This window comes from Actinomycetospora chibensis (assembly GCF_028737215.1).
GTDB classification, from domain to species: Bacteria; Actinomycetota; Actinomycetes; order Mycobacteriales; family Pseudonocardiaceae; genus Actinomycetospora; species Actinomycetospora chibensis.
This window is the reverse complement of the sequence record NZ_JAQZAM010000012.1, coordinates 190,221-212,818: the sequence shown is the minus strand read 5'-3', so window position 1 is coordinate 212,818 and position 22,598 is coordinate 190,221. Positions and strand designations below refer to the sequence as shown.

At 74.8% G+C, this 22,598-nt stretch carries 25 protein-coding genes and 1 riboswitch; of the genes, 17 read left to right on the top strand and 8 right to left on the bottom strand.

Translation table 11 applies throughout. The features are described from left to right. Positions 1–5: 5 nt before the first annotated feature. Together PH189_RS19705 and PH189_RS19700 are read left to right on the top strand one after the other, a co-directional pair. The gene (locus PH189_RS19705; protein WP_274190521.1) at positions 6–839 is read left to right on the top strand and encodes a mycofactocin-coupled SDR family oxidoreductase; all 834 of its coding nucleotides are present in this window, start codon (positions 6–8) and stop codon (positions 837–839) included. Continuing rightward, positions 839–2,848 (top strand): CehA/McbA family metallohydrolase, encoded by a 2,010-nt coding sequence (locus tag PH189_RS19700; protein WP_274190520.1) that lies wholly within the window; start codon positions 839–841, stop codon positions 2,846–2,848. Before PH189_RS19705 ends, PH189_RS19700 begins: the two co-directional genes overlap by 1 nt. A 56-nt stretch (positions 2,849–2,904) precedes the next feature. Here PH189_RS19700 and PH189_RS19695 read toward each other — a convergent pair whose 3' ends face one another. Together PH189_RS19695 and PH189_RS19690 are read right to left on the bottom strand one after the other, a co-directional pair. Continuing rightward, positions 2,905–3,675 carry a methylated-DNA--[protein]-cysteine S-methyltransferase gene (locus PH189_RS19695; RefSeq protein WP_274190519.1) on the bottom strand — a complete coding sequence of 257 codons (771 nt, stop codon included), beginning with the start codon at positions 3,673–3,675 and terminating at the stop codon, positions 2,905–2,907. Continuing rightward, positions 3,672–4,241: an RNA polymerase sigma factor gene (locus PH189_RS19690; protein ID WP_274190518.1), complete on the bottom strand. Its 570-nt coding sequence runs from the start codon at positions 4,239–4,241 to the stop codon at positions 3,672–3,674. The genes PH189_RS19695 and PH189_RS19690 overlap by 4 nt, the downstream gene beginning before the upstream one ends. An 87-nt stretch (positions 4,242–4,328) precedes the next feature. On the opposite strand from PH189_RS19690, the gene PH189_RS19685 reads away from it, so the two are divergent. The 4 genes from PH189_RS19685 to PH189_RS19670 are packed head-to-tail and all read left to right on the top strand — an operon-like array spanning position 4,329 to position 6,643. Next, positions 4,329–4,685, top strand: a complete 357-nt coding sequence (locus tag PH189_RS19685; RefSeq protein ID WP_274190517.1) for a VOC family protein — start codon at positions 4,329–4,331, stop codon at positions 4,683–4,685. A gap of 19 nt (positions 4,686–4,704) precedes the next feature. Further along, the gene (locus PH189_RS19680; RefSeq protein ID WP_274190516.1) at positions 4,705–5,436 is read left to right on the top strand and encodes an SDR family oxidoreductase; all 732 of its coding nucleotides are present in this window, start codon (positions 4,705–4,707) and stop codon (positions 5,434–5,436) included. Between the two features lie 14 nt (positions 5,437–5,450). Beyond that, positions 5,451–5,909, top strand: coding sequence for a GatB/YqeY domain-containing protein (locus PH189_RS19675; protein WP_274190515.1), 459 nt, complete (start codon positions 5,451–5,453; stop codon positions 5,907–5,909). 8 nt (positions 5,910–5,917) lie between these two features. Further along, positions 5,918–6,643, top strand: a complete 726-nt coding sequence (locus PH189_RS19670; protein WP_274190514.1) for an SDR family NAD(P)-dependent oxidoreductase — start codon at positions 5,918–5,920, stop codon at positions 6,641–6,643. 184 nt (positions 6,644–6,827) lie between these two features. On the opposite strand, the gene PH189_RS19665 is transcribed toward PH189_RS19670, so the two are convergent. Then, on the bottom strand, positions 6,828–7,574 hold the full coding sequence (locus tag PH189_RS19665; protein ID WP_274190513.1) for a sulfite exporter TauE/SafE family protein: 747 nt from the start codon (positions 7,572–7,574) through the stop codon (positions 6,828–6,830). A 53-nt stretch (positions 7,575–7,627) separates the two neighbouring features. On the opposite strand from PH189_RS19665, the gene PH189_RS19660 reads away from it, so the two are divergent. The 3 genes from PH189_RS19660 (at position 7,628) to selD (ending at position 9,986) form a co-directional block, all read left to right on the top strand. Then, the gene (locus PH189_RS19660; RefSeq protein ID WP_337994170.1) at positions 7,628–7,861 is read left to right on the top strand and encodes an RNA-binding S4 domain-containing protein; all 234 of its coding nucleotides are present in this window, start codon (positions 7,628–7,630) and stop codon (positions 7,859–7,861) included. A 394-nt stretch (positions 7,862–8,255) separates the two neighbouring features. After that, positions 8,256–8,960, top strand: a complete 705-nt coding sequence (locus PH189_RS19655) for a DUF742 domain-containing protein (protein ID WP_274190511.1) — start codon at positions 8,256–8,258, stop codon at positions 8,958–8,960. 9 nt (positions 8,961–8,969) lie between these two features. Then, positions 8,970–9,986, top strand: a complete 1,017-nt coding sequence (gene selD / locus PH189_RS19650) for a selenide, water dikinase SelD (protein WP_274190510.1) — start codon at positions 8,970–8,972, stop codon at positions 9,984–9,986. 31 nt (positions 9,987–10,017) lie between these two features. On the opposite strand, the gene PH189_RS19645 is transcribed toward selD, so the two are convergent. Continuing rightward, positions 10,018–11,142, bottom strand: a complete 1,125-nt coding sequence (locus PH189_RS19645; protein ID WP_274190509.1) for a glycosyltransferase family 9 protein — start codon at positions 11,140–11,142, stop codon at positions 10,018–10,020. 24 nt (positions 11,143–11,166) lie between these two features. Here PH189_RS19645 and PH189_RS19640 point away from each other — a divergent pair, with 24 nt between their 5' ends. From PH189_RS19640 to gcvP, 8 genes are all read left to right on the top strand, one after another. Further along, positions 11,167–11,916, top strand: a complete 750-nt coding sequence (locus PH189_RS19640) for an SDR family oxidoreductase (protein ID WP_274190508.1) — start codon at positions 11,167–11,169, stop codon at positions 11,914–11,916. A 39-nt stretch (positions 11,917–11,955) separates the two neighbouring features. Further along, positions 11,956–12,534 carry a cardiolipin synthase ClsA gene (clsA, locus tag PH189_RS19635; protein ID WP_274190507.1) on the top strand — a complete coding sequence of 193 codons (579 nt, stop codon included), beginning with the start codon at positions 11,956–11,958 and terminating at the stop codon, positions 12,532–12,534. Between the two features lie 108 nt (positions 12,535–12,642). Further along, positions 12,643–13,032, top strand: a complete 390-nt coding sequence (gene gcvH, locus PH189_RS19630; RefSeq protein WP_274190506.1) for a glycine cleavage system protein GcvH — start codon at positions 12,643–12,645, stop codon at positions 13,030–13,032. Between the two features lie 256 nt (positions 13,033–13,288). Continuing rightward, positions 13,289–13,756 (top strand): glycogen accumulation regulator GarA, encoded by a 468-nt coding sequence (garA, locus tag PH189_RS19625; protein WP_274190505.1) that lies wholly within the window; start codon positions 13,289–13,291, stop codon positions 13,754–13,756. Beyond that, positions 13,753–14,646 carry a MerR family transcriptional regulator gene (locus tag PH189_RS19620; RefSeq protein ID WP_274190504.1) on the top strand — a complete coding sequence of 298 codons (894 nt, stop codon included), beginning with the start codon at positions 13,753–13,755 and terminating at the stop codon, positions 14,644–14,646. Before garA ends, PH189_RS19620 begins: the two co-directional genes overlap by 4 nt. A 135-nt stretch (positions 14,647–14,781) precedes the next feature. Then, the gene (locus PH189_RS19615) at positions 14,782–15,255 is read left to right on the top strand and encodes a bifunctional nuclease family protein (protein WP_133828637.1); all 474 of its coding nucleotides are present in this window, start codon (positions 14,782–14,784) and stop codon (positions 15,253–15,255) included. Between the two features lie 186 nt (positions 15,256–15,441). Then, the gene (locus tag PH189_RS19610) at positions 15,442–16,056 is read left to right on the top strand and encodes a MerR family transcriptional regulator (protein WP_378014908.1); all 615 of its coding nucleotides are present in this window, start codon (positions 15,442–15,444) and stop codon (positions 16,054–16,056) included. Positions 16,057–16,132: 76 nt separating this feature from the next. Continuing rightward, positions 16,133–16,237: riboswitch (glycine riboswitch) on the top strand. Between the two features lie 218 nt (positions 16,238–16,455). Then, positions 16,456–19,419, top strand: coding sequence for an aminomethyl-transferring glycine dehydrogenase (gcvP, locus tag PH189_RS19605; protein WP_274190503.1), 2,964 nt, complete (start codon positions 16,456–16,458; stop codon positions 19,417–19,419). A gap of 76 nt (positions 19,420–19,495) precedes the next feature. On the opposite strand, the gene PH189_RS30345 is transcribed toward gcvP, so the two are convergent. The 4 genes from PH189_RS30345 to PH189_RS19580 are packed head-to-tail and all read right to left on the bottom strand — an operon-like array spanning position 19,496 to position 22,546. Continuing rightward, positions 19,496–20,056, bottom strand: coding sequence for a Clp protease N-terminal domain-containing protein (locus tag PH189_RS30345; protein WP_337994169.1), 561 nt, complete (start codon positions 20,054–20,056; stop codon positions 19,496–19,498). Between the two features lie 24 nt (positions 20,057–20,080). Next, on the bottom strand, positions 20,081–20,299 hold the full coding sequence (locus PH189_RS19590; protein WP_274190502.1) for a helix-turn-helix domain-containing protein: 219 nt from the start codon (positions 20,297–20,299) through the stop codon (positions 20,081–20,083). A gap of 49 nt (positions 20,300–20,348) precedes the next feature. After that, the gene (locus tag PH189_RS19585) at positions 20,349–21,140 is read right to left on the bottom strand and encodes a universal stress protein (protein WP_274190501.1); all 792 of its coding nucleotides are present in this window, start codon (positions 21,138–21,140) and stop codon (positions 20,349–20,351) included. After that, positions 21,137–22,546: an APC family permease gene (locus PH189_RS19580; RefSeq protein WP_274190559.1), complete on the bottom strand. Its 1,410-nt coding sequence runs from the start codon at positions 22,544–22,546 to the stop codon at positions 21,137–21,139. Before PH189_RS19580 ends, PH189_RS19585 begins: the two co-directional genes overlap by 4 nt. Positions 22,547–22,598 lie beyond the last annotated feature (52 nt).

Below are 22,598 nucleotides of genomic sequence, written 5' to 3'. Positions count from 1 at the left end.
GAACCATGACCGAACGCACCGGGCGCCAGGCGGGCAAGGTCGCGCTCATCACCGGCGCCGCCCGGGGGCAGGGCCGCAGCCACGCGCTGCGGCTCGCCTCCGAGGGCGCCGACGTGATCGCCGTCGACATCTGCGCACCGCTCGACGGCGTCGCCTACCCGATGGCCACCCGCGAGGACCTCGACGAGACCGTCGCGGGCATCCGCGAGCGGGGCGGGCGGGTGAGTGCCCACGTCGCCGACGTCCGCGACGCCGACGCGATCGGCAAGGCCGTCACGGCCGGGGTGGAGGAGCTCGGCGGCGTGGACGCCGTGATCGCGAACGCCGGGATCGGGATGGCGTCGCCGCACGTCACGGCCGCGCAGGCGTTCCGCGACCAGCTGGACGTCAACACCGTCGGGGTCTGGAACACCGTGCAGGCCGCCGCGCCGACCATGATCGCGCAGGGACGCGGCGGAGCGGTCGTCGTCACGAGCTCGTCGATGGGCCTGTCCGGGCGCGGCGGCGACGGCAGCGGCCAGATGGACGGCTACATCGCGAGCAAGCACGCGCTGGTCGGGCTCGTGCGCGGGTGGGCGCACTGGCTCGCACCGCACTCGATCCGCGTCAACTCGGTGCATCCCTCGGGCGTCGCGACGACGATGGTGCTCAACGACGCGGTGGCGGCCCTGTTCACCGACCCGCCCGCCGGGGACGTGCCCGACGTCGGGAACCTGCTGCCCGTGGGGCTCCTCGAGCCCGGCGACATCACCGCGGCCGTGGCCTGGCTGGTCTCCGACGAGGCCCGCTACGTCACCGGCGTCGCGCTTCCCGTCGACGCGGGGTTCGTCGTCCGCTGATGTGTTGTCAGGACGACCAGGTCCTCGACCTGCCCGCCGCGGCGATCGAGGCGCTCGCCCACTACCGGCGTCTGCGCGATCAGCAGGGCTGGGGCTGGGGGGACGACGAGCTCCCGGAGTTCTTCCGGCTCGCGCGCTTCTCGCGTCTCGGGGACCTCGCCGACGCGCTCGCGACGACGGGCGGCGACTGGCCGGCGGCGATCCGACGGGTCGCCGGGGACACGCCCGCTCCGGGGCTGGTGGTGCTCGACGTCGACGCCGGCGGCACCGTCACCCCGCGGGTCGGGGCGCCGAGGCTCGCGTGTGCCGGGCGTCCGGTGACCCTGGACATCGTCGTGGACTCCCTCGTCGGGGCCGAGCTGGACGTGGCCGGGACCCCGGTGACGGTCGAGGCGGGCGGCGCGGCCGTGATGACGGTCGACGTCGACGGGCCGGTGCTGCGGGTCGGCGCGCTCGAGGTCGCCGGCGCGGTCGAGGTGCGGCCCGCGGCGTCCCTGCGGGTGCGGAGCTCGGCGTGGTCGCGGTGGTCGGTCGTCGACGAGGCCGGCGGCGGCTGGTGGCCCGACGGCGTCCCGCCCAAGCACGACGGCGCGCACCGGCCGTACTTCCACGCCCGGGACACGGTGCTGGAGGTGCCCGCGGGGTCGTTCACGGTCACGTGCACCCGGGGCCCCGAGTACGCGGCGGTGAGGACCACGGTGACCGTGAGCTCCGACGAGAGCGTCGACCTCGAACCGGAGCGCCTCGTCGATCCGGCCGCCGAGGGCTGGCGCTCGGCCGACCTGCACGTGCACCTGAACTACTCCGGAGACCTCGTCGTCGCTCCCGAACAGGCCCGGGCCATGCAACGCGGCGAGGGCCTCGAGCTCATGAACCTCACCGCCGGCAACCTCGGCGGCCCGCACGTCTACGACCGGGTGCTGTTCGAGAGCACCGTCGGCGAGGACCTGTGGACCGGGGACGCCGTGGCGCGCACGTCCGTCGAGTTCCGCAACGACCTCCTCGGGCACGTGCACGCCCTGGCGCCGTCGCGGCCCCCCATCCGGTACCAGACCGGGCACCCCGGCACCGAGCACGCGCACGACTGGCCGCCCAACGCCGAGGCCTGCGCGGACCTGCGGGAGGCCGGCGCCTCGGTGGCCTACGCGCACCCGGTGTTCGCGGGGTTCGGCGACGATCCCGACGACCCCTACGGCCCGTTCCTCGCCCCGCACCGGACGGTCGAGGCCCGCGAGCTCGTCGCCGACATCGCCCTCGGGCTGGTCGACGGCCTCGAGGTGGTGTCGTGCTTCGACGACACGGCGGGCGCGGAGCTCTTCCACCGCCTGCTCGGCAGCGGCCTGCGCCCCGCGGCCGTGGCCGGCAGCGACGTCTTCCTCTCGTTCGCCCACGGCCCGGGCGTCGCGTCGAACCCCCCGGGCTGGGTGCGCCTGTACGCCGACCTGGGCGACGCCCCGGTGTCGGCCGAGGCGGTCCGCGACGCCGTCCGGGCGGGGCGGACGGTGGCGACGAACGGGCCGTTCCTGATGTTGACCGTGGACGGTGCCGGCCCGGGCTCCGTGCTCGACGCCCGCCCCGGCCACGTCCTGGACGTCCGCGCGCGGGTGCGGGGCAGCGGGGCGCGGGAGCTCGTGCTCCACGGCCCGGACGGGGAGCTGGCCCGGCGGGCGGTCGACGGTGCCGACGTCGCGCTGACGGTCGAGGTCCCCGTCGACGGACCCCTGTGGCTCGCGGCGAGCGCCCGGGGCGGGCCGCACCCGATGGATCCCGGGCGCCCGGTGTTCGCCCACACCTCGGCGGTGCACGTCGAGGTGGGCGGCCGGCGCGTGGTCCGGGAGGCCGACGTGCGGTGGTGCCTGGGTCTGCTCGACCGCCTGGAGCGCCTGGTGGTCGAGGAGGGCCGCCTCGACCCCGAGCGACGCGACGGCCAGCTCGCCGACCACCGCGCCGTCCTCGACCGCGCCCGCGCCGTCTACCGCGCCGCCCTCAGGGAGAGCCGGACCACGTGAGTGAAGTTCGGGCCCATAGCCCCGAATTCCACTCACGGGTCGGCCGGAGACGTAGGTCAGGGGCGGCAGTCGCGGCAGGGGCGGTAGCCGGCGGCGCGGGCCCGGTCGAGGCTCGCGAAACCGCGGCGGTGGGCGTCGGTGATCCGGCGCGCGTGGTGGCACGACGGGAAGCAGACGACGCCGGTGGTGTCGCTGCCGATCAGGCGGGTGCCCGCGGCGGCGAGGTCGGCGACCCGGTCGAGGTCCAGGCCCTCGCCGGCCAGCAGGGTCGCCTTGTCCCCGGCACCGGAGAGGTACTGCCCGAGGCCGCCGTCGCCGCGCACCACGCGGTGGCAGGGGATGAGCAGCGGCACCGGGTTGCGGGCGAGCGCCGTGCCGACCGCCCGGACCGCCTTCGGGTGCCCGGCCTCGCGGGCCACCCAGCCGTAGGGGCGGACCTGGCCCGCCGGGATGCGCGCCGTGGCGGCGAGGACCTGCCGCGCGAAGTCGCCGACGTCGGTGAGGTCGAGCTCCGGTGGCCCGCCGGTCCCGCGCAGGGCGGGCAGCAGACCCCGGGGCGGGCGCGTCGCCGGGCGCACCGGGCGGCCGTGGCGCGTCCGGTACTCCTCGAGGAACACCTCCAGGTCGCCCGCGTGGGCCGCGGTCCGGAGGAGGCGCACCCCGCCGGCGCCGGCGACGGCGTACACCTCGCCGAGCGGGCTGGGCGCGCGCACCCAGCCGTCGACCACCCGGTCGGTCAGGGTCGTGGGGGCGGGCTCGGCGAGGTCGCGCAGACCGGCCAGCAGGGGGTCGGGGGCCGGGCGGTCTGCGGTCGGGGTGTCGGTCATGCCGTCTCCTCGGTGGTGTCGGCGGTCAGGCGGGCCCGGAGCGCCGCGAGCCCGCGGGCGGCGTGCGACCGGGCGGTGCCCTCGCTGCAGGCGAGGACGGTGGCCACCTCGGCGACGGGCAGGTCGACGACGTGGCGCAGCACCACCGCCGTGCGCTGGGCGACCGGCAGCTCGGCGAGCAGCCCGGCCAGCCGGTCGCCGAGGTCGCCGGTCTCGGCGCGCTCGGCGGGACCGGGGGCCGCGCTCGCGCGGTCGGGCACGGGGGCGACGCCGTCGGTCCGGGGCCGGCGGGCGGCGTCGCGGCGGTCGTTGCGGGCGGTGTTGAGCAGGATGGTCAGCAGCCAGGGCCGCAGGATCAGGCCCTCGATGCGCTCCGGGGTGTAGCCGCGCAGGGCGCGGTAGGCCCGCAGGAGCGCCTCCGCGGCGAGGTCCTCGGCGTCGGCCGTGCGGTCGGAGGTCCTCCGCGCGACCGCGTGCACGACGTCGCCGTGGGCGCGCACCACCGCCTCGAACCCCGCGTCGAGGTCCTCGATCAGCGCGGCGCGCAGCTGCTCGTCGTCCGCCACGTCCAGGAGAACACCAGACTCCCGAGATCCGTGGCGGGTCGGATTCGTCCAAGCCGTCGACGCCCTCGGAACGGCAGGCTGGCGGGCATGACCCCGACCGTGCGCCGCATCGTCGCCAACCTCGCCGTCGACGACCCCGCCGCCGATGCCCCGTTCTGGACCGGCCTGCTCGGGCTCGAGACCCCGATGGACATGGGCTGGATCGTCAACCACAGCGCGGGCACCGCCCAGGTGCAGCTCATCAGCCGCGACGCCACCGCCCCGGAGGACAGCCGCGTCTCGGTGGAGGTGGCGGACCTCGCCACATTGCAGTCGGTCCACGACGGCGCCGTGGCGGCCGGGTACGAGATCGTCCACCCGCTCACCGACGAGCCGTGGGGCGTCCGCCGGTTCTTCGTGCGCACGCCGCAGGGTGTGGTGGTGAACGTGCTCGCCCACGGGTGACCTGACAGGCTCCCGGCCCATGCGGACCTTGATCACCGGAGCGAGCTCGGGGCTGGGCGCGGGCCTGGCCCGCCGGCTCGCCGCGCGCGGACACGACCTCGCGCTCGTCGCCCGGCGCCTCGACCGCCTCGAGGCCCTGCGCGACGAGCTCGCGCCCACCGGGGTCCGGATCGTCGTCGCCGCGCTCGACGTCGACGACCACGACGCCGTCTTCGCGACGATCCGCGCGATGCGCGACGAGCTCGGCGGGCTCGACCGCGTGGTCGTCAACGCGGGGCTCGGCAAGGGCGCGCCGATCGGGACGGGACGGTTCGACGCCAACCTGGCGACGGCGCGGACCAACTTCGTGGCCGCCCTGGCGCAGTGCGAGGCCGCCATGGAGATCTTCCGCGCGCAGAACGCCGGGCACCTCGTCGTCGTGTCCTCGGTGGCCGCCGACCGCGGTCTGAAGGGCGCCCAGACGACGTACGCCGCGACGAAGGCGGGGCTCTCGCACCTCGCCGAGGGCATCCGCGTCGACGTCGCCGACACCCCGATCCGCGTCACCACGCTCGCGCCCGGCTTCATCCGCACCGACCTCAACGCGGGCATGACGATGCCGTTCGCCGTCGACGCCGAGACCGGCACCGAGGCCATGGCCGTCGCGATCGAGCGCGGGCCCGCCTTCGCGTACGTGCCGACGTGGCCGTGGGCGGCCCTCGGCCGGCTGCTGCGGGTGATGCCGACGCCGATTCTGCGTCGCATGACCTGACTACGGTGGTTCGTGTGTCCGAACTGAAGGAACGACTGCGCACCGACCTCACCACCGCGATGAAGGCCCGGGACCAGGTGCGGGTCTCGACGATCCGGATGGCGCTGTCGGCGATCAACACCGAGGAGGTCGCGGGCGAGCAGCACCGCGAGCTCACCGACGACGAGGTGGTCACCGTCCTCGGGCGCGAGTCGAAGAAGCGCCGGGAGTCCGCGGAGGCGTTCGACGGCGCGGGCCGCACGGAGCTCGCCGAGCGCGAGCGCGCCGAGCAGCTCGTGCTGGCCGACTACCTGCCCGCCCAGCTCTCCGACGACGACCTCACGGCGATCGTCGCGGCCGCCATCGCCGAGACCGGCGCGCAGGGCCCGAAGCAGATGGGTGCGGTGATGAAGGTCGTCCAGCCCAAGGTGGCCGGGCAGGCCGACGGCCGGCGCGTGTCCGGCGAGGTGAAGCGTCAGTTGAGCGGCTCGTGAGCCCTGTCGTGACCACTGCGCTCGTCACCGGCGGCGGCACCGGCATCGGGCGGGCCTGCAGCCTCGCCCTGCACCGGGCCGGCCACCCGGTCGCGATCTCCTACCGCCGCTCCGCCGACGATGCCGAGTCGGTCGTCGACGAGATCACCGCCGACGGCGGCCGGGCGGTCGCCGTGCGGGCCGACGTCACCGACGACGCGGCGGTGCGGGCGATGGTCGCCTCGGCCCGCGAGCAGCTGGGGCCGGTCGGAGTGCTGGTGAACAACGCCGGTGCGACGATCCCGATGCCCCTCGACGACCTCGACGGCGCCACCGACGACGTCTGGCAGCAGATGCTCGCGGTCAACCTCATGGCGCCCTGGTACTGCGCCCGCGCGACGGTCGACGACCTGCGCGCCGCCGACGACGGCTGCGTCGTCAACATCGGCTCGATCGCCGGGCTCACGGGCAACGGGTCGTCGCTGCCCTACGCGGTGAGCAAGTCCGCCCTGCACGGCCTGACCCGCTCGCTGGCCCGTGCACTCGCGCCCGTGCGGGTCAACGAGGTGGCTCCGGGCCTCGTGCTGACCCGCTGGTGGGCGGGCAACGAGGACCGTGGCCGCGAGCTCGCCGCCTCGGCCCTGCTCGACCGCGAGACCACGCCCGAGGACGTCGCCGCCGCGGTGCTCGGGGTCGTCGCGAGCCGCGCGATCACCGGCCAGACGATCGTCGTCGACGGGGGCCAGACGCTGTAGCCCGCGCGCGGGGGTGGTGGGGGGCGATGGTGCGGCGGAGTGGTGGGAGCGAGGGACGCCTCGGCTGCGTGAGGCGCAGTGGGGGTGACCCTCGCTGCGACCCGGCGAGCGAGCGGTGACGCAGCGAGGGTCACCTCGGCTGCGTGAGGCGCAGTGGGGGTGACCCTCGCTGCACTGCGGCGCGTCACGGCGTCGTCAGGGCCCGTTGCAGTAGGACGCCGGCGAGGACCAGCCCCGCGACGGCGATGCCGATGCGCAGCACCCTCGGCGGGAGGCGGCGGGCGATCGCGGGGCCGCAGTAGTTGCCGACGAGCAGCCCGCACGTCAACGGCAGCGCCGCCGACCAGGCGACCTCGCCGACGACGGCGAAGGCGACGGCGGCGACGGCGTTGGACGCGCCGAGCAGCACGTTCTTCACCGCGTTGACGCGCACGAGCGAGTCGGCGAGGGCGCGCACGAGCAGGGCCATCATCACGACGCCCGCGGCGGCGCCGAAGTAGCCGCTGTAGACCCCGACCGCGACGACGCCGACGACGGTCGCCGCGCGCCCGCCGCGCGTCGACACCGGAGCGGCGTCGATCCGCGGGGGCCAGAGCAGGACGAGCGACGCGCCGGCGACGAGGAACGGCACGATGAGCGCGAAGGCGTCCGACGGGGTCACGAGCACGAGACCGGCGCCGATGGCCCCGCCCAGGATCGTCAGCGGCAGCAGGCGCAGGACGCGGGGCGCCTGGCCGCGCAGTTCGGGGCGGGAGCCCAGCATCGAGCCGACGCTGCTGACCGCGAGGGCGATGGTGTTGGTCTGGTTGGCCGCCACCGGGGAGAGGCCGACGGCCAGCAGCGCCGGGTAGGAGAACAGCGACGCGAGCCCGGCCATCGACCCGGTGAGCCCGGCACCCAGCCCCGCGACCACCAGCAGCACGACGTCCATCGGGCGCCATCCCACCACCGGGACCCATGCGCCGCCCGGCACACTCTCCGGGTGTGGAGCGCCCGGCCGTCCGTGACATCGACATCCGCGACGAGGGGATCCGTCTCGGTCAGCTCCTGAAGCTCGCCGGTCTCGTCGAGCACGGTGCGGCGGCGCGGGAGGTGCTGGAGGCCGGCGAGGTCACGGTCAACGGCCGGAGCGAGACCCGGCGCGGCCGGCAGATCGCGCCCGGGGACGTCGTGGCCCTCGCGGGGGAGCGGATCCGGGTGCGTCGCTCGGATGGTTGATGAGTACAAACAACGAGACTCGGGGTCGACGTCCCGGCGAACCGGGTGGAACGACGGCGACCCCGAGTCTCGGTGGGAACAGCCCCACGGAGAGAGGTCAAGGTGGGGCTGAGCACCAGCTTAGCGCCCCTGCGCGGGCCCGTCGTCGCTGGACACGGCGGCCGATCCGGTCGACATCGGGTCGTCTTGCGGCCGTGATCCTGCCGTCACCGAGTAACCACAACATCACGTTCGGTCACCGCTCGCGGTGCTGCCCGGACAGATCGCGTGATCGGAGGAGAGACCTGCTCTATCGTGACTCCCGCCCTCGCGTCACGGTCACGATCTCGGGCCGCCGCGCGGGGCGGCTCGGCGGGAGGGATACGCCGATCGGGTCCACCGAGGGGAGCGGAGAGTGAGCGACGGCGACGGCGACGGCACCGACCGGCCGCGCCGTCGCGCGCGCGTCGGTCGCACCGGCGCCCGCTTCCCGCGCGGGATCGTCGAGGACGACCCCGAGGATCAGGGCCCGGTCTCGGAGCCCGTGCCCGTCCCGGAGGCCGCCCCCGAGGAGACCTCCGAGGACGCCACGGTCGGACGCACCGGGGCCCGGTTCGGCTCGCAGCGCCGCCGCGCCCGCCGGGCGGCCGAGCGCGAGGCGGCCGAGGACGCGGTCGTGCCCACCCAGGCCGCGCCGCCACTGCGCCGTTCGGCGGTGTCGGCGGGGCCCGAGGCCGACGACGCGCCGACCCTGCCGCTGTTCATCACCGCGACCCCGCCCCCGGAGAGCACGCGCACCCGCGTCCGTCCGTACGTCCGCACCGGCGGGCGCACGAAGGCGCGCGCCGACCTGGCCGTCGAGACGCTCGTGTCCATCCCCTCGCCGCGCCCGCCGCTGGAGGACCCCGAGCACGTCGCGCTCGGCGACGTGGTGGGCGACCCTCGCTCGGTCGCCGAGGTCGCCGCCCTGCTCTCGGTGCCGCTCGGCGTCGCCCGCGTGATCATCGACGACATGGCGGGCGCGGGGCTGCTGCTCGTCCACCCGCGGGCGGTCGCCGCGTCGGGCGCCCCCTCCCGCGACGTCATGCAGCGTGTGCTGGAGGGCCTGCACAGGCTGTAGAACGGGGGCATGACCGCGACGTCCCCGGCCACGCGCCTCACCGGCTACGCCCACGGCGGCGGCTGCGCCTGCAAGATCCCGCCCGGCGAGCTCGAGGACGTGGTGCGCGGGCTGATGCCGTCGCCGTCGACGACGCGCGAGGGCGAGCTCCTCGTCGGGCTCGAGGACGGCGACGACGCCGCGGCCGTGCGGATCCGCGACGGCCTCGCGCTGATCGCGACCACCGACTTCTTCACCCCGGTCGTCGACGACCCCTACGACTGGGGACGCATCGCGGCGGCCAACGCGCTCTCCGACGTCTACGCCATGGGCGGGCGCCCGGTGATCGCGCTGAACCTGCTGTGCTGGCCGCGCGAGGTGCTGCCCTACGACCTCGCCGCCGAGGTCCTGCGCGGGGGCCTGGCGGTGGCCGACCTCGCCGGCTGCCACGTCGCGGGTGGGCACTCGGTGGACGACCCGGAGCCCAAGTACGGCATGGCGGTCACCGGGGTCGCCGATCCCGAGGCCCTGATCCGCAACGACGCCGCCCGCCCGGGCACGCCGCTGACGCTCACCAAGCCGCTCGGCCTCGGCGTGCTCAACAACCGGCACAAGGCCACCGGCGAGTCGTTCGCCGCGGCCGTCGAGGTGATGACCACGCTCAACGCCGAGGCCTCGCGCGCCGCCGTCGCCGCGGGCATCCGGGCGGGCACCGACATCACCGGCTTCGGGCTGCTCGGCCACGCCCACAAGCTCGCGCGGGCATCCGGGGTCACCGCGGTGATCGACAGCAGTGCCGTGCCGTTCCTCGACGGCGCCCGCGAGGCCGCCCGCGACGGCTACGTGCCCGGCGGGTCGCGGCGCAACCTCGACTGGGTGCGGCCGCACGCGCGCCTCGACCTCGTGGACACCGACGAGACCATGGCCCTGCTGCTCGCCGACGCCCAGACCTCCGGCGGCCTGCTGCTCGCCGGCGAGATCCCCGGGCACCCCGTGGTCGGCGAGATCGTCGCCGCGGAGGAGGGGAGGACGCTCCGCGTCACGTGAGTATCCGGGTCGTCAGGACGACCCGGATCACTCACGTGCGGAGCATCCCCTGCTCCCAGAGGTCCAGCGTGGCCTCGCGGACCTCGGCGACGTCGACGTCGTGGGTCGCGCTCTCCTCGTGCCCGCACCAGCCGTCGAGCACCCGCATCCCGCACACCCGGCACCCACCGTGCCAGGAGACGAGCACCCGGTGCCAGACGCGGGTCAGCGGCGCCACGTCCGCGAGGTTGGCGTAGGTGAAGACGGCGACGGTCGGCGTACCGACCGCGCCCGCGAGGTGCCGCGGCCCCGAGTCGTTGCCGAGCACCAGCGTCGCGCGGGACAGCAGCCCGACCAGGCCCGGCAGATCGAGCGTCCCGACGGCCGTCTCGGGGGTCGAGCGCATGCCCGAGACCACGCGGGCGACCCGCTCGGCCTCCGACGGCCCGCCCGCGACGACCACACGGGCTCCGCGGTCGGCGAGATCCTGGGCGATCGCCCCGAGGCGTTCCTCGGGGTAGCAGCGCCGGGCGTCGGTGGCGCCCGGATGGACGACGAGCAGGGGCGCGTCGCCGGCCGGCACCACCGCGCGCGATGACGCGAGATCCTCGGCCGTGACCTCGACGCACGCCTCCACCCGCGTCGGCGCGGCCCCGGCCGCGGCGGCCACCTCGAGCCAGCGGACGGTGTCGTGCTGGAAGGGCCAGTACGGCACCCAGCGGTCGGGGCGCGGCGCGTCCGGGGTCGCCGACCCCGCCGTCACGCGGGCGCCCAGCCGCAGCAGCAGTGCGTTGGAGTTGCGCCCGCCGCCGTGCATCTGGACCGCGAGGTCGTAGCCGTAGGCCCGCTGCTCGGCGGCCCAGGCCTCGATCTCGTCCTCGCTCGCGTCCGGGTCGGGGCCGACCCGCACGCCGGGCATCAGGGGCACGGTGACGACCCGGTCGACCGGCGACGGCCTGCCGGCGAGCAGCCCGACGTGGTGCTGGGCACCGAGCAGCGTCACCTCGGCGTCGGGGTAGGCGGCGCGCAGGGCGGCCAGCGCGGGCTCGGCGACGACGTAGTCGCCGAGGCCGTTGGCCCGCAGCACCGCGAGGCGCCGGACGTCGGGGACCGGGGGAGCGGGGGCGGCGGGCAGGCCGAGGGCGGGGCTGGTTGACCCGGGCCCGGGAACGATCACGCGCGAGAGCCTACGGTCGGGGGCATGGCAGCAGAGCAGCGCGCAGCGGTGGTGACCGGATCGGGCAGCGGGATCGGGCGGGCGATCGTCGACCGCCTCCACGGTGACGGGTGGTCGGTCCTCGGCGTGGACCTCAAGGCCGACGAGACGCTCCCCGGACCGTCGCTCGGCGCCGACCTCACCACCCGCGAGGGCAACCGCGCCGCGGTGGACACGGCGCTCGAGCAGTTCGGCCGCCTCGACCTCGTCGTGCCCAATGCGGGCTTCCAGCACGTCTCGCCGGTGGCCGACTTCGACGAGGACCGCTGGGACGCCCTCCAGGCGATCCTGCTGACCAGCCCGTTCCTGCTGGCGAAGTACGCGTGGGAGGCCCTGCGCGCGGCCCCGGAGGGCGGGCGCTTCGTCGCGATCGCCTCGGCGCACGCCCTGGCCGCCTCGCCGTACAAGGCGGGCTACGTCTCGGCGAAGCACGGCGTCCTCGGGCTGGTGAAGACCCTCGCGCTCGAGGGCGCCGAGGACGGGATCACCGCCACGGCCGTCTGCCCCGGCTACGTGCGCACCCCGCTGGTCGAGAAGCAGATCGCCGACCAGGCCCGCGCCCACGGGATCAGCGAGGACCGGGTGATCGAAGAGGTCATCCTCACCCCGCACGCCCGCAAGCGGCTCATCGAGCCCTCCGAGGTCGCCGACGTCGTGGCGTTCCTGCAGACCCCGGCCGGGTCCACCTTCACCGGCTCGCCGGTGACGATGGACATGGGCTGGACGGCGCGCTGACCCTGCTGCGGCCGGAAGGTCCGGGGGATACTCCCCGCCGTGACCCTCCGCGAGCTCGCCGGCGAGCGCTGGCTCACCGTGCCCAACGCGCTGAGCTTCGTGCGCCTGCTCGGGGTGCCGCTGTTCCTCTGGCTGCTGCTCGGGCCGCAGGCCGACGGCTGGGCGCTCGTCGTCCTGGTGGCCAGCGGCATCACCGACTGGCTCGACGGCCGGATCGCGCGCGCCCTCGACCAGTACAGCCGCCTCGGCGAGCTCCTCGACCCGCTGGCCGACCGGCTCTACACCGTGGCCACGCTGGTCGCGTTCCTCATCCGCGGGATCGTCCCGTGGTGGGTGCTCGTGCTGATCATCGGACGTGACGTCGTGGTCTCGCTCGCGCTGCCGCTGCTGCGGCGCAAGGGCTACCTGGCCTTCCCGGTGCTCTACATCGGCAAGGCCGCGACGCTCAACCTGCTCTACGCGTTCCCCCTGCTCCTGCTCGCGCAGATGGACTGGGCCGGCGCCGACATCGCCCGTCCGTTCGCCTACGCCTTCACGGTGTGGGGGGTCGCACTGCACCTGTGGTCGGGCGCGCTCTACCTCGTCCAACTCGTCCGGTCACCGGTCGCGACGGCGTGACGTGCACGGTCCCGGCTTGGCCCGCCGGTGCCCGGCGCTCTAGCCTGCCGCCGCCCGGGGAGAACGCGGGCCGGACCGAGCACCAACCCCTGACGTGAGGAGTCGCCGGTGGTCCCCGAGGGCCTGCGCTACACCGCCGAGCACGAGTGGATCACCACGAGCGAGGCCGACCCGTCGGTCGTCCGCGTCGGCATCACCGACTACGCCCAGGACCAGCTCGGCGACGTCGTGTACGTCCAGCTGCCCTCGGTCGGGGCGACGGTGTCCTCCGGCGAGTCCGTCGCCGAGGTCGAGTCCACCAAGTCGGTCTCGGAGATCTACGCGCCGCTCGACGGCGAGGTCATCGCGGTCAACGACGGGCTGGCCGACACCCCGGAGCTCATCAACTCCGACCCGTACGGCTCGGGCTGGATGATGGAGCTGCGCCTGCCCGACCCGCGCGCCCTCGAGGACCTGCTCGACGCGGCCGCCTACCAGGAGATCGTCGACGGGTCCTGACCGTGCGCGGGCCCTCGTTCGGGGAGCCCGGACGGCCGCCACCGTTGACTCTCCGCCACGGCACGCGGACTCTCGCTCACGGTGGGTGGGGAGGGCCTCGACCCCGTGACGGGGACCGGTACCGTGACGGCCACCTCGCGACGATCCGTCACCGAGGCCGGGGACGGGGCCCCTTGAAGGGTCCCGGAGCCGGCCGGGGACGGGCGGGACACCTCGAGCGAGCACGAGACCGAGCACGACACGACGGAGGAGCACGGTGAGCACAGGCGGTCCCCCGGTCCCCCCCGAGCGTCAGGGCGAGACGACGTCGGTCTTCCGGGCCGACTTCCTGGCCGAGCCCGAGACCGAGTCCCGCGGCGCCCCGGTCTCCGGGGTCGACGCGCTGCCCACGGGCTCCGCGCTGCTGGTGGTCAAGCGCGGCCCCAACGCCGGGTCGCGCTTCCTCCTCGACCGGGACACCACGAGCGCGGGGCGGCACCCCGACTCGGACATCTTCCTCGACGACGTCACCGTCTCCCGCCGGCACGCGGAGTTCCGCCGCGACGGCGCGGAGTTCGTGGTGGTGGACGTCGGCAGCCTCAACGGCACGTACGTCAACCGCGAGCCGGTCGACACCGCGGTGCTCGCCAACGGCGACGAGGTGCAGATCGGCAAGTTCCGCCTCGTCTTCCTCACCGGTCCCCGTGACGGCGGGTCGGCCGGGGCGGGGGCGGGGCTGGAGTGACCGCCGCCGGGCTGTCCGAGCCTGGGGGTTCCCCCCTCTCGATCGGCTCGGTGCTCGACGCGCTGCGTGCCGACTTCCCGGAGATCACGATCTCCAAGATCCGGTTCCTCGAGTCCGAGGGACTGATCCGCCCGGCGCGCACCCCGGCGGGCTACCGGCAGTTCTCGCACGCCGACGTCGTGCGCCTGCGGTTCGTGCTGTCCGCGCAGCGCGACCACTACCTGCCCCTCAAGGTCATCCGAGCGCGGCTCGACGAGTTCGACCGCAACCCCGTCGACGGCGGCCCGACGCTGCCGGGGGAGACCCCGGGCGGCGCCGACGGCGCGCTCGCGACGGCGGCGGCCCCGCCGGAGTCGGGCGGCCCCGGCCTCGGTGGACCCGGCGGACCGGGCGGCCCCGGCGGCCCGACCACGCCCTCCGGCCCGAGCGCCGCGGCCACCGCCCGCGTGCGCAGCCTCGCCTCGGTGGCCGACCGCGTCGAGCCCGACGAGGACCCCGACGGCGTCCGCACCGCGCGCGGGGACACCGTGAGCCGCGACGTGCTGCTCGCCGAGGACGGCGTGGACTCCTCGCTGCTCGACGGCCTCGAGCACCACGGCATCCTGCGTCCCGATGCCGACGGCCGCTACGAGCCCGAGGACGTCCTGGTCGCGCGCACCGCGGCCTCCCTCGCGCGTCTCGGTGTCGAGCCGCGCCTGCTGCGCTCGGCGCGCGCCAGCGCGGACCGCGAGGTGGGCCTGCTCGCCCAGCTCGTCACCCCCGTCGCCCGCAGCCGCGGCCCCGAGGCCGCCCGCCGCGCCGAGGAGCTCTCGGCGGAGCTGGCGGCGCTCTCCGGACGCCTGCACGCGCTGCTCGTCGGGTCGGGTCTGCGCCACGGTCTCAAGCGCTGAACCGGCCCGTCACAGGGTCGTCACACGGCCCCCGGCCCGCTGGGCGACGGAGCCCGCGGAGGCCCTCGCGGACTCGGGCGCGGGGGTTCCCGAGCGTGTAGCGTCTCGATCCGTCGATCGAAGGAGGCGAGCCGCATGAGCGAGATGCGTGTCGTGGGGGTTCGGGTCGAGCTCCCCGCGAACCAGCCGATCCTCCTTCTCCGGGAGGCCGAGGGCGACCGGTACCTGCCGATCTGGATCGGCTCCGTCGAGGCCACGGCCATCGCCCTCGAGCAGCAGGGCGTCAAGCCCGCCCGCCCGCTCACCCACGACCTGCTGAAGGACGTGCTGGGCGCGCTGGACCGCCGGCTCGAGCAGGTCCGGATCATCGATCTGCAGGAGGGCACCTTCTACGCCGAGCTGGTGTTCGACGGCGACATCCGCGTCTCCGCCCGCCCCAGCGACTCGGTGGCCCTCGCCCTGCGGGTCGGTGTGCCGATCCACGCCGAGGAGGGGGTCCTCTCCGAGGCCGGTCTGGTGATCCCCGACGAGCAGGAGGACGAGGTCGAGAAGTTCCGCGAGTTCCTCGACTCCGTGTCGCCGGAGGACTTCCGCGGGGCGGATACGTAGTCTCGCGGCACGTCTGAGCGATGGGTCCAGACTCCTCCGTCGTCCGGACCCATCCGTCGGACGCCGCGGAGTACGGGTCGGTTACCCTCACCCTGAAGTCAAGGTCGAGAGTCGCCGCGCGTCGCGTTGACCCCCATCTCCGCCGCTCGTACCGTCGGCGCCACAACGGAACGAGGGAGGCAATCGGTGAGCGGTGGTCAGGACGGCGGACCCGCCGGCCCCGAGCTCGAGCCCCTCGGTCCGGAGGGCGAGCAGGGCTCGCTGTTCGCCGAGGAAGTGTTCGGCGACGGACCGCCCTCGGGTGACGTCGTCGGGTACCGCGGGCCGGCCGCGTGTCAGATCGTCGGCATCACCTACCGCCAGCTCGACTACTGGGCGCGCACCAAGCTCGTGGTCCCGAGCATCCGCTCCGCGACGGGCTCCGGCTCCCAGCGGCTGTACTCGTTCAAGGATCTCGCGGTGCTCAAGGTGGTCAAGAACCTCCTCGACACCGGCGTCTCGCTGAACAACATCCGCGTCGCCGTCGACCAGCTGCGCCGCCACGGCGTGCGCGACCTCGCCCGCATCACGCTGTTCTCCGACGGTGTCACCGTCTACGAGTGCACCTCGCCCGAAGAGGTCGTCGATTTGCTGCAGGGGGGTCAGGGCGTGTTCGGGATCGCCGTCGGCGGTGCCATGCGGGAGATCTCCGGCAGCATCGCCCGCTTCCCCGCCGAGCGGGCCGACACCGCCGTCGTCGACCCGTCGCCGGAGGACGAGCTGGCCTCGCGCCGCAACCGCGGAGCCCGCTCCGCCGGCTGACACCCGCCCGGTGACACGGGCCACGCGGACGCTGGGTCCGGCCGCCCGACTGCGCTATCCTCACCGCGTCGTACTTGGACACCGCGCGGGAGAGACCTGCACACAGAAGCCTCTGGTCGCAGGCGCCGAAGGAGCAACTCCTCCCCGGAACCTCTCAGGCATCCCAGACCGCGCGGAGGAGACGACCTCTGGAAAGAGGTGATCGGTTCCGGTTCCGGCCGGGGTCGACCACCCGCCGATGGTGCAAGCCGAGGGTGAGCCCACCTCACCGGCGAAGCTCTCAGGCGTCCGCACGGTAGCGGGCAGCGGCAGAGGGGGAGGCCGTACGCGACGGACGGCACGATGATGGTGCTGTCCGCGGCGTGCGAGGCCCCTGCTCGCCCTGCCACCGGAGGCGTCATGTCCGCACCGCACGGTTCGCCCCCCCGCTCCTCCTGGGAGTCCGCTCCCCTCGCTGCGCTCGAGCACGGGGTGCCCTTCGCCGACCGGCACATCGGCCCGGACGCCGCGGGCCTCGCGCGCATGCTCGAGACGATCGGCGTCGGCTCGCTGGAGGAGCTCGCCGACACGGCGATGCCCAGCTCGATCCGCACCGATCCGGCCGACTGGTCGGACGACCCCACCGGCCACGCTCCGCCGCCGCCGGCGACCGAGGCCCAGGTGCTCGACGAGCTGCGCGGGATGGCCGCGCGGAACACCACGCTGGAGCCGATGCTCGGCCTGGGCTACCACGGCACGCTCACCCCGCCGGTGATCCGACGCAACGTCCTCGAGGACCCGGCCTGGTACACGGCGTACACGCCCTACCAGCCGGAGATCAGCCAGGGCCGCCTCGAGGCCCTGCTCAACTTCCAGACGATGGTCTGCGACCTCACGGGCCTCGACGTCGCCGGCGCCTCGATGCTCGACGAGTCGACCGCCGCGGCCGAGGCGATGCTGCTGCTGCGCCGGGCGGACAGGACGAAGTCGAGCCGCTTCCTCGTCGACGCCGACACGCTGCCCCAGACCGTCGCGGTGCTGGAGACGCGCGCCGAGGCGCTGGGCATCGAGCTGCAGACCGTCGATGTGACCGGCGGGGCGAGCGGAGCGACGGGGGAGGGGGTGAGTCTTCCGGGTGACGACTTCTTCGGCCTCCTGCTCGCCGCCCCCGGCGCCTCCGGGGCGCTGCGCGACCACCGCACGGTGATCGAGGCCGTGCACGACCGCGGCGCCGCGGTGATCGCCGCGTGCGACCTGCTCGCCGCCACCATGGTCACCCCGCCCGGCGACCTGGGCGCCGACGTCGCGGTCGGCTCCACCCAGCGCTTCGGGGTGCCGCTCGGCTTCGGCGGCCCGCACGCCGGGTTCCTCGCCGTCCGCCAGGGCCTCGCCCGCCAGCTGCCGGGGCGTCTCGTCGGGACGTCGATCGACGCCGACGGCGACCCCGCCCACCGCCTCGCCCTGCAGACCCGCGAGCAGCACATCCGCCGCGACAAGGCCACGAGCAACATCTGCACCGCGCAGGTCCTGCTCGCGGTGATCGCCGCGATGTACGCCGTGCACCACGGGCCGACCGGGCTGCGCACGATCGCGCGGCGCACCCACCGGATGGCCGCCGTGCTGGCCGCGGGCCTGGTCAAGGGTGGCGTCGAGGTGGTGCACCGCGAGTTCTTCGACACCGTCCTGGTGCGCGTGCCCGGCGGGGCCCCGGCCGCCGTCGCCGCCTGTCGCGACGAGGGCATCCTCGTGCGTGAGGTCGACGCCGACCACGTCGGCGTCTCCTGCTCCGAGCGCACGACGCGCGAGCACCTGAAGTCCCTGTGGCGCGCCCTGGGCGCGGGCGACCTCGACGTCTCGGACCTCGACGCCGCCACCGCCGACGCCGTGCCCGCCACGCTCGAGCGGACGTCGTCGTACCTCACGCACCCGGTCTTCCACCGTCACCGCAGCGAGACCGCGCTGCTGCGCTACCTGCGCGAGCTCTCCGACAAGGACGTCGCGCTCGACCGCAGCATGATCCCGCTGGGCAGCTGCACGATGAAGCTCAACGCCACCGCCGAGATGGAGCCGATCACCTACCCGGGCTTCGGCGACCTGCACCCGTTCGCACCGGAGTCCGACGCGCCGGGGATGCTGCAGGTGATCACGGACCTCGAGGACTGGCTGGTGCACCTCACCGGTTACCACGCGGTCTCGCTGCAGCCCAACGCCGGCTCGCAGGGCGAGCTCGCCGGTCTGCTGGCCATCCGCGCCTACCACCGCTCGCGGGGCGACGAGCACCGCGACGTGTGCCTCATCCCGTCGTCGGCGCACGGCACGAACGCCGCGTCCGCGATCTCGGCGGGCATGCGGGTCAAGGTCGTGAAGACCACCGACCGCGGCGACGTCGACCTCGAGGACCTGGAGAAGGTCATCGGGGAGAACGCCGACACGCTCGCCGCGATCATGATCACCTACCCGTCGACGCACGGGGTGTACGAGCCGCGCGTGCGCAAGGTCTGCGCGGCGGTGCACGACGCCGGCGGGCAGGTCTACGTCGACGGCGCCAACCTCAACGCCCTGGTCGGGCTCGCCCGCCCCGGTCGCTTCGGCGCCGACGTCAGCCACCTGAACCTGCACAAGACCTTCTGCATCCCGCACGGCGGCGGGGGCCCCGGCGTCGGTCCGGTCGGCGTGGTCGAGCACCTCGCGCCGTTCCTGCCGAACCACCCGGCCCAGCCGTCCGCCGGGCCCGCGACGGGGATCGGCCCCGTCGCCGGTGCGCCCTGGGGCTCGGCGTCGATCCTGCCGATCTCCTGGGCCTACGTCCGGCTCATGGGCGTCGACGGGCTGCGCCGCGCGACGCTCACCGCCGTGGCCGCGGCCAACTACGTCGCGAAGCGCCTCGACGAGCACTTCCCGGTGCTCTACACCGGGCCGGGCGGCATGGTCGCCCACGAGTGCATCCTCGACCTGCGCCCGCTGACCAAGGCGTCGGGCATCACCGTCGACGACGTCGCCAAGCGCCTCGCCGACTACGGCTTCCACGCGCCGACGATGTCCTTCCCGGTGGCCGGGACGCTGATGGTCGAGCCGACCGAGTCCGAGGACCTCGCCGAGATCGACAGGTTCATCGACGCGATGATCGCCATCCGCGGCGAGATCGCCCGCGTCGAGTCGGGGGAGTGGCCGGCGGACGACAACCCGCTGGTCCACGCGCCCTTCACTGCCCGCTCGGTGCTGGGCGGGGCGTGGGACCACGCCTACTCCCGTGCGGAGGCGGCCTTCCCGGCCGGCGGGCGCCCGACGAAGATCTGGCCCCCGGTGCGGCGCATCGACGCCGCCCACGGCGACCGCCACCTCGTGTGCTCCTGCCCGCCGCTGGAGGAGCTCGCCGAGTCCTAGTACGTGTCAGCGGCGGACCGTCGCAGACGTTGAGTGTCCGTATCGCTCCGTCGATCATTCGACGACCCCGGGGCGGTCAGCCGCTGGCCGCTCCGGGCGCGTCGTCGAGGGCCGCGCGCACCGCGGGCAACGTGACGCCCCGGGCGTGCAGCAGCGGCGCCGCGCGACCGGTCTCGCGGTGGAGCATGCCCAGCAGGACGTGCTCGGAGCCGATGGCGCGGTCGCCGCGGTGCATCGCCTCGCGCAGGGCGAGCTCGAGGACCTTCTTCGCGCCACGGTCGAAGGGGATGCGACCCCAGAGCCGACGTCGCCGCCCGCCCGCGGCCCGGGTGTTCTCGAGCGCACCCGGGCCGAAGGCCTCCTCGATGCGGGCGCGGACCTCGTCGAGGTCGATGCCGACGCCGGCGAGCGCCTCGCGGTCGGGCAGGTCGGGCGGTCCCGCGCGGCGCAGGTCCTCCTCGACCACCGCGAGGGTCACCCCGCGGGCGGCGAGCAGCGCCGCCCCGCGGGTCTCACCTGCCCGGCACAGCCCGAGCAGGAGGTGCTCGCTACCGATGTGGTCGTCGGCGCGCTCGCGGGCCTCCTCCTGGGCCAGGACCACGATCCGGCGCGCCGGATCGGTGAAGCGTTCGAACATGGTCGGACCTCCGCGACGTTCTCCCTAGACGACTCCGCTGCGGCGGTACTTCTTGTGCACCGCCTGCCGGCTGACCGACAGCCCGTCGGCGATCTGCTGCCAGGACCAGCCCTGGTCCCGGGCGTTGCGGACCTGCAGCTCCTCCAGGGACTCGAGGAGCGCCCGCAGGGAGACCACCGCCGCCAGGCCTGTCGCCGGGTCCTGCGAGGACGCCGCCGCCGCCACTGCCGTCGCATCGGCCATGCGTGTCAATCTAGGTTGACACACGCTGAGTGTCAACCGACGTTGACACTCAGAGCGCCGTGGCCCCCGGGGACAGGACGATCGGCACGGGGGAGGCCTCGAGGACGGCGGCGCCGGGGTCGCCGATGAGCAGCCGGGTGGCGGCGCCGGCGGCCGAGGCGCCGGCGACGAGGAGGTCACCCTCGCCCCACTCCAGCGACCGCACGGCCTCCTCGACCGTCTCGTCCGCGACCGCGACGGTCTCGGCGCCGGCGATCCCCAGGCCCTCGAGCGCCTCGCGCTGCGCGCCGATCATCTGCTCGCGCCACTGCTCGACGACCACCCGCTCGGCGTGCAGGCCCGCCTCCGGCGGCACGGTGGGCCCGCGCTGCGGGGCGAAGGACGCGACGCGCAGGGCGGCGTCGGCGCGGCGGGCGAGGTCCGCGGCCGTGGCGAGCACGCTGTGGGCGCGGCGCCCCGGGCCGAACGCGCAGGTCACGCGGGTGACGGCACCGTCGGCGAGCGCGACGTGCCCGGCGAGCGCGACCGGCACGTCGGCGGCCCGCGCGAGGCGGGCGCCCACCGATCCCGGGCGGGGCGGGCCGTCGCCGAGCACCACCAGGTCGGCCTGGCGTGCGTGCGCGGCTCGGGCCAGGCCGCCGGGCACCGAGCGGTCCTCGATGTGCTCGACCTCGACCTCGACACCGTCGATCTCCGGGGTGGCCTCCGGCGTCTCGTCGTGCCCGGGCGGGGAGACGGTGCAGACGACGAGCGGGCCGCCGATCACGCGCGCCAGGCGCGCCCCGAGCGAGACCGCGGCGTCGGGGTCGGTCCCGGGCAGGTGCCCGACGAGCACGGTCACGACGACGCCCCTCCGTCCGACGACCCGGCCGGGGTGCCGATGAGCCGTGAGTGGCGGGCCCCGTAGAGCGCCCAGAAGATCAACGCGGCCGCCAGCCAGAGGACGAACACGAGGTGGGTGATCCAGGAGAGCCCGAGGATGAGGTAGACGCAGGCCGCGATCGACAGGACCGGGGTCACCGGGTAGCCGGGCACGCGGAAGCCGCGGGGGAGGTCCGGCGCGGTCCGGCGCAGCACCATGACCCCGATCGACACGACGCTGAACGCCACGAGGGTCCCCACGCTGACGAGGTCGGCGAGGACGTCGAGCGGCACCAGACCGGCCAGCACGGCGACGGCGATCCCGACGAGGAGCGTCGTGGGCACCGGGGTGAGGGTGCGCGGGTTCACCCGCGAGAGCAGCGGGGGCAGCATTGCGTCGCGGCTCATCGAGAACAGGATCCGGCTCTGGGCGTACATCGTCACCAGGGTGACGCTGAAGATCGAGATGACGGCGCCCGCGGCGAGGACGATCCCCGGCCAGCTGGCGCCCGTCACCTGCGTGAGGATCGCCGCGAGCCCGGCCTCCTGGCCCTCGAACTGCTCCCACGGCTGCGCGCCGAGCGCCGAGACGGCCACCAGCAGGTAGACCACGGTGACGACGACGAGCGAGAGCATCAGGGCGCGGGGGAGGGTGCGTCGTGGGTCCTTGACCTCCTCGCCGGCCGTCGACACGGCGTCGAGGCCGATGAACGAGAAGAACACCGTGCCCGCCGCGGCGCCGATACCCCCGACGCCGAGCGGCGCGAACTCCGCGAAGTTGTCGGCGGAGAACGCGGTGAACGCCAGCCCGACGAACAGCAGCAGGACCGCGAGCTTGATCACCACCATGATCGCGTTGGCCGTGGCCGACTCGCTCACCCCGCGGATCAGCAGCAGGGTGCAGAGGAGGACGAGGACGATCGCCGGCAGGTTGACGATGCCGCCGGCGCCCGGCGCTCCGGACAGCGCCTCGGGCACCCGGACGCCGACCGTGCTCTGGAGGAGGGCGTTGAGGTACTCCGACCAGCCCACCGAGACGGCGGCCGAGGAGACGAGGTACTCGAGGATCAGGCAGGCGGCCACGCCCATCGCCGCGGCCTCGCCGAGGGTGGCGTAGGCGTAGGAGTACGACGACCCGGACACCGGCACCGCCGAGGCCAGCTCGGCGTAGCAGAGTGCGGTCAGTCCGGCGGTGATCCCGGCGATCACGAAGGACAGGACCACCGCGGGCCCGGCCTTCGGGGTGGCCTCGGAGAGCACGAAGAAGATGCCGGTGCCGACCGTCGACCCGATGCCGATGGCCACGAGCTGACCGAGCCCGATCGAGCGCTTGAGGTCCCCGCCCTCGTGGCCCGCGGAGGCGTCGGCGCCGGTCTCGGCCGCCATGGTGGCGATCGGTTTGCGCCGCAACCAGGCGCTGCGGTCCGGTCCCGGCACA

Excerpts from the sequence above, each read along its gene's own strand:
- PH189_RS19705 (WP_274190521.1), top strand. The coding sequence starts at position 6 with ATGACCGAACGCACCGGGCGCCAGGCGGGCAAGGTCGCGCTCATCACC.
- PH189_RS19700 (WP_274190520.1), top strand. The coding sequence starts at position 839 with ATGTGTTGTCAGGACGACCAGGTCCTCGACCTGCCCGCCGCGGCGATC.
- PH189_RS19695 (WP_274190519.1), bottom strand. The coding sequence starts at position 3,675 with ATGACCGACACCCCGACCGCAGACCGCCCGGCCCCCGACCCCCTGCTG.
- PH189_RS19685 (WP_274190517.1), top strand. The coding sequence starts at position 4,329 with ATGACCCCGACCGTGCGCCGCATCGTCGCCAACCTCGCCGTCGACGAC.
- PH189_RS19680 (WP_274190516.1), top strand. The coding sequence starts at position 4,705 with ATGCGGACCTTGATCACCGGAGCGAGCTCGGGGCTGGGCGCGGGCCTG.
- PH189_RS19665 (WP_274190513.1), bottom strand. The coding sequence starts at position 7,574 with ATGGACGTCGTGCTGCTGGTGGTCGCGGGGCTGGGTGCCGGGCTCACC.
- selD (WP_274190510.1), top strand. The coding sequence starts at position 8,970 with ATGACCGCGACGTCCCCGGCCACGCGCCTCACCGGCTACGCCCACGGC.
- PH189_RS19640 (WP_274190508.1), top strand. The coding sequence starts at position 11,167 with ATGGCAGCAGAGCAGCGCGCAGCGGTGGTGACCGGATCGGGCAGCGGG.
- PH189_RS19615 (WP_133828637.1), top strand. The coding sequence starts at position 14,782 with ATGAGCGAGATGCGTGTCGTGGGGGTTCGGGTCGAGCTCCCCGCGAAC.
- gcvP (WP_274190503.1), top strand. The coding sequence starts at position 16,456 with ATGTCCGCACCGCACGGTTCGCCCCCCCGCTCCTCCTGGGAGTCCGCT.
- PH189_RS30345 (WP_337994169.1), bottom strand. The coding sequence starts at position 20,056 with ATGTTCGAACGCTTCACCGATCCGGCGCGCCGGATCGTGGTCCTGGCC.
- PH189_RS19590 (WP_274190502.1), bottom strand. The coding sequence starts at position 20,299 with ATGGCCGATGCGACGGCAGTGGCGGCGGCGGCGTCCTCGCAGGACCCG.
- PH189_RS19580 (WP_274190559.1), bottom strand. The coding sequence starts at position 22,546 with ATGGCGGCCGAGACCGGCGCCGACGCCTCCGCGGGCCACGAGGGCGGG.